General features: G+C 49.0%; 1 protein-coding gene. It reads left to right on the top strand.

Annotation, left to right across the window (positions count from 1 at the left end):
* Positions 1-179 precede the first annotated feature (179 nt).
* Positions 180-347, top strand: a 168-nt coding sequence (locus Q4563_RS23645) for a peroxiredoxin family protein (RefSeq protein ID WP_442903780.1), incomplete at its 3' end; no start/stop codon positions are given.

Below are 347 nucleotides of genomic sequence, written 5' to 3'. Positions count from 1 at the left end.
GGTTTGGCACCCACCGCCTTTCGAGAGCAACGTGACGGCACTCATGTGTCCGCTGGATCAGCCGATTGAACGAACATTTGAACGAACGATCAAGTAGATGGTCTGAAAGCACCATCGACCGCTGCCTGTAACCACTCACGCAGTGATTATTCTCATGCTTGATTTGACAGGCTTCCCCTATGAAACTCACCGCCCCATGTACGCCTATCGAGTTCTCAACCAAAGATATTTATGGCAACTCCGTCAGCTTGAGCCATTACTCGGGCAAAAAAATTCTCTTGGCTTTTTTTCGCGATGCCGCCTGCCCTTTTTGTAATGTGCGCCTTTATGAACTCACCAACCAATAC

This window comes from Gilvimarinus sp. 1_MG-2023 (genome assembly GCF_030548285.1).
The sequence above is the reverse complement of the archived record's forward strand: the minus strand, read 5'-3'. Positions and strand labels throughout refer to the sequence as shown.